Source organism: Marivita sp. (assembly GCF_017643905.1).
GTDB lineage: Bacteria > Pseudomonadota > Alphaproteobacteria > Rhodobacterales > Rhodobacteraceae > Marivita.
Genome location: NZ_JAEPMO010000260.1, coordinates 1 through 3,201 on the forward strand (window position 1 = coordinate 1; position 3,201 = coordinate 3,201).

General features: G+C 60.4%; 3 protein-coding genes and 1 pseudogene. All 4 read left to right on the top strand.

Annotated elements, in window-relative coordinates; translation table 11 throughout:
- A pseudogene (locus JJ869_RS22890) lies at nt 1-196 on the top strand (ribosome maturation factor RimP); the annotation flags it as partial.
- 5 nt (nt 197-201) lie between these two features.
- Nucleotides 202-1,884 carry a transcription termination factor NusA gene (nusA, locus tag JJ869_RS22895; protein WP_292271188.1) on the top strand — a complete coding sequence of 561 codons (1,683 nt, stop codon included), beginning with the start codon at nt 202-204 and terminating at the stop codon, nt 1,882-1,884.
- A 30-nt stretch (nt 1,885-1,914) separates the two neighbouring features.
- Complete coding sequence (locus JJ869_RS22900; RefSeq protein WP_292271190.1) at nt 1,915-2,562, top strand: RNA-binding protein; 648 nt, start codon at nt 1,915-1,917, stop codon at nt 2,560-2,562.
- Nucleotides 2,559-3,201: translation initiation factor IF-2 associated domain-containing protein (locus JJ869_RS22905; protein ID WP_292271194.1), on the top strand; the 643-nt coding region annotated here is incomplete at its 3' end. The genes JJ869_RS22900 and JJ869_RS22905, both read left to right, overlap by 4 nt.

Genomic DNA, 3,201 nt, shown 5'->3' on the forward strand with positions numbered 1-3,201 from the left:
CGGGGTCGAAGGCGACGAAGTGCTGATCAATATCGAGGAAGGCACGGTCGGGCTGAAGTTCGATTGGCTGACCGATGCCAAGCTGGTGCTGACCGACGAGCTGATCAAGGAAATGCTGAAGGCACGCAAAGCCCAAGGCTTTGACGAGACCGAATTTGACGACGTGATTGAGGCCGAAGGGCCCGAAGAGGAGTAAGACCGATGGCAATCACCTCCGCCAACCAGTTGGAACTGTTGCAGACCGCCGAAGCGGTGGCGCGCGAAAAGATGATCGACCCCGGGTTGGTCGTTGAAGCGATGGAAGAAAGCCTCGCCCGTGCCGCCAAGTCGCGCTACGGCAGCGAGATGGACATCCGCGTGAAGATCGACCGCAAGACAGGTCGGGCGACCTTTACCCGCGTCCGCACCGTGGTTGATGAAGAAGAGTACGAGAACTACCAGTCGGAGTTCACCGTCGACAGCGCAAAGCCCTATTTCGAAGCACCGAAGCCGACGCAGAACGCGGTTTGGCTGCGGGATGGTCAACCGGTTACCGATTTCTCGGGCAAGCCGCAGGTTGGTGACATGTTCACCGAAGAGGTGCCGCCGGTTGAAATGGGCCGGATCGCGGCGCAGTCGGCCAAGCAGGTCATCCTGCAGAAGGTCCGCGAAGCCGAGCGCGACCGTCAGTTCGAAGAATTCAAGGACCGCGCGGGCACCATCATCAACGGTGTGGTAAAGCGGGAAGAATACGGCAACGTCATCGTCGATGTGGGCCGGGGCGAAGGCATCCTGCGCCGCAACGAAAAGATCGGCCGCGAAAGCTATCGCAACGGCGACCGCATCCGCTGCTATATCAAGGATGTGCGCCGCGAGACCCGTGGGCCGCAGATCTTCCTGTCGCGCACTGCGCCCGAGTTCATGGCAGAGCTGTTCAAGATGGAAGTGCCGGAGATTTACGACGGCATCATCGAGATCAAGGCCGTTGCCCGTGATCCGGGATCGCGCGCCAAGATCGCCGTGATTTCCTATGACGGGTCGATTGATCCCGTGGGTGCCTGCGTCGGTATGCGCGGCAGTCGCGTGCAGGCGGTTGTGAACGAGCTTCAGGGCGAAAAGATCGACATCATTCCGTGGAACGAAGATGTGCCGACCTTCCTTGTGAACGCGCTGCAGCCTGCGGAAGTGAGCAAGGTGGTTCTGGACGAAGACGCGGAGCGCATCGAAGTCGTGGTCCCGGACGAGCAGCTGAGCCTTGCGATTGGTCGCCGCGGTCAGAACGTGCGTCTGGCGTCGCAGTTGACGGGCCTCGACATCGACATCATGACCGAGGAAGAAGAATCGGCACGTCGTCAGAAAGAGTTCGAAGAGCGCACACAGCTGTTCATGGACGCGCTTGATCTGGACGAGTTCTTTGCCCAGCTTCTGGTTGCCGAAGGCTTCACCAACCTTGAAGAAGTCGCGTATGTCGAACTGGACGAACTGCTGGTCATCGACGGTGTGGACGAAGGCACCGCCGAGGAATTGCAGACCCGCGCCCGCGAGAATCTGGAAGCCCAGGCAAAAGCGGCATTGGAAAATGCCCGTGCCTTGGGTGCCGATGACAGCCTGATCAACTTTGAAGGCCTGACACCGCAGATGATCGAAGTGCTGGCCAAGGATGGCGTCAAGACGCTTGAAGACTTTGCGACCTGTGCGGATTGGGAACTGGCCGGTGGCTGGACAACCGAGAATGGCGAGCGTCACAAGGACGAAGGTCTGCTTGAGCCGTTCGACATGTCGCTGGAGGAAGCGCAGCATCTCGTGATGACCGCGCGCGTTCTTCTGGGCTGGGTCGATCCGACCGAGCTTGAGGACGAGGTCGAAGGCGAAGATTTGGACGATGTGGAAGACGAGCAGGCCTGACCTGTTTGTGAATGAGGGACGGCGACACACGTGACACGCGGTGGCAAAGACAAGGATCGGGAGAGCGGACCGGAACGCAAATGCATTGCGACCGGAGAGGTGCGCCCGAAGGCCGAGCTGATCCGCTTTGTCGTCGGTCCCGACGATCAACTGGTTCCCGATCTGGCGGAAAAGCTGCCGGGTCGGGGTATCTGGGTGACCGCAACGCGCGCAGCTCTTGAAACCGCGGTGAAAAAGAACATGTTTCATCGGGCGGCGAAAACGCAATTGCGCGTGTCAGAGACGCTGGTTTCCGATCTTGAGCAACAGCTTGCACGTCGTGTTGTCGACCTGATAAGTCTCAGCCGCAAATCCGGTGTGGCCGTATCCGGCTATGAAAAGGTCAAGGACTCCCTGTCCAAGGAAGTCGCCGAGGTTTTGTTGCAGGCGACCGACGGATCGAGCCGGGGGAAATCGAAGCTCAGCACGCCGCATTATGGCCACTACATCGATTGGCTGACGGCGGATGAGCTTGGAATGGCCTTTGGGCGACAAACTGTGATACATGCCGCGCTTGGCGCTGGTGGACTCACGCAACGTGTTGTAGAGGAAGCCCAAAGATTGAAGGGCTTTCGCATCGGAACGTCTGATGCAAAGACAGCGGCAGGGGCCGCTGGGAAGGAAAATAGAGCTAAATGAGCGATAACGACGGCAAAAAGACTTTGGGTTTGCGCGGCGGTCCCCGTTCCGGGAACGTAAAGCAGAGCTTCAGCCACGGGCGGACCAAGAACGTCGTGGTAGAGACCAAGCGCAAGCGCGTTGTGGTGCCGAAGCCCGGTGTGGCGCAGACTGCTGCTGGCAGCGCTGCGACAAGCGCAATGAGCGCAGCCGGAAGCAAACGACCCGCTGGGATTTCTGATGCAGAGATGGAGCGCCGTCTGAAGGCACTTCAGGCTGCAAAGGCCCGCGAAGGCGAAGAGGCCGCGCAGCGCGAAGCCGAAGAAAAAGCACGCGCCGAAGAACGTGACCGGATGCGCGCCGAAAAAGAGGCCAAGGAGCGCGAACAGCGCGAAGCCGAAGAAAAAGCCCGCCAGAAAGCCGAAGAAGAAGAGCGCCGGGCGCGCGAAGCGGCGGAAGCTGCCAAGCAGGCTGCGGCCGATCCGGCAGAACCTGCCGTGTCGCGTCCGACCGCTGGCGGTCCGAAGCCATCGCAGCAGGCCGCCCCTCGGAAGGTCGAGCGGGAGCGCGAAGAGCGTGGTCGTCGCAAGGGCGACGATACAGAGCGCCGGTCCGGCAAGCTGACCCTCAACCAAGCGTTGGGTGGCGAAGGTGGTCGTC

Bases quoted from the DNA above. Each gene is read 5' to 3' on its own strand.
- nusA (WP_292271188.1), top strand. From the start codon at position 202: ATGGCAATCACCTCCGCCAACCAGTTGGAACTGTTGCAGACCGCCGAA.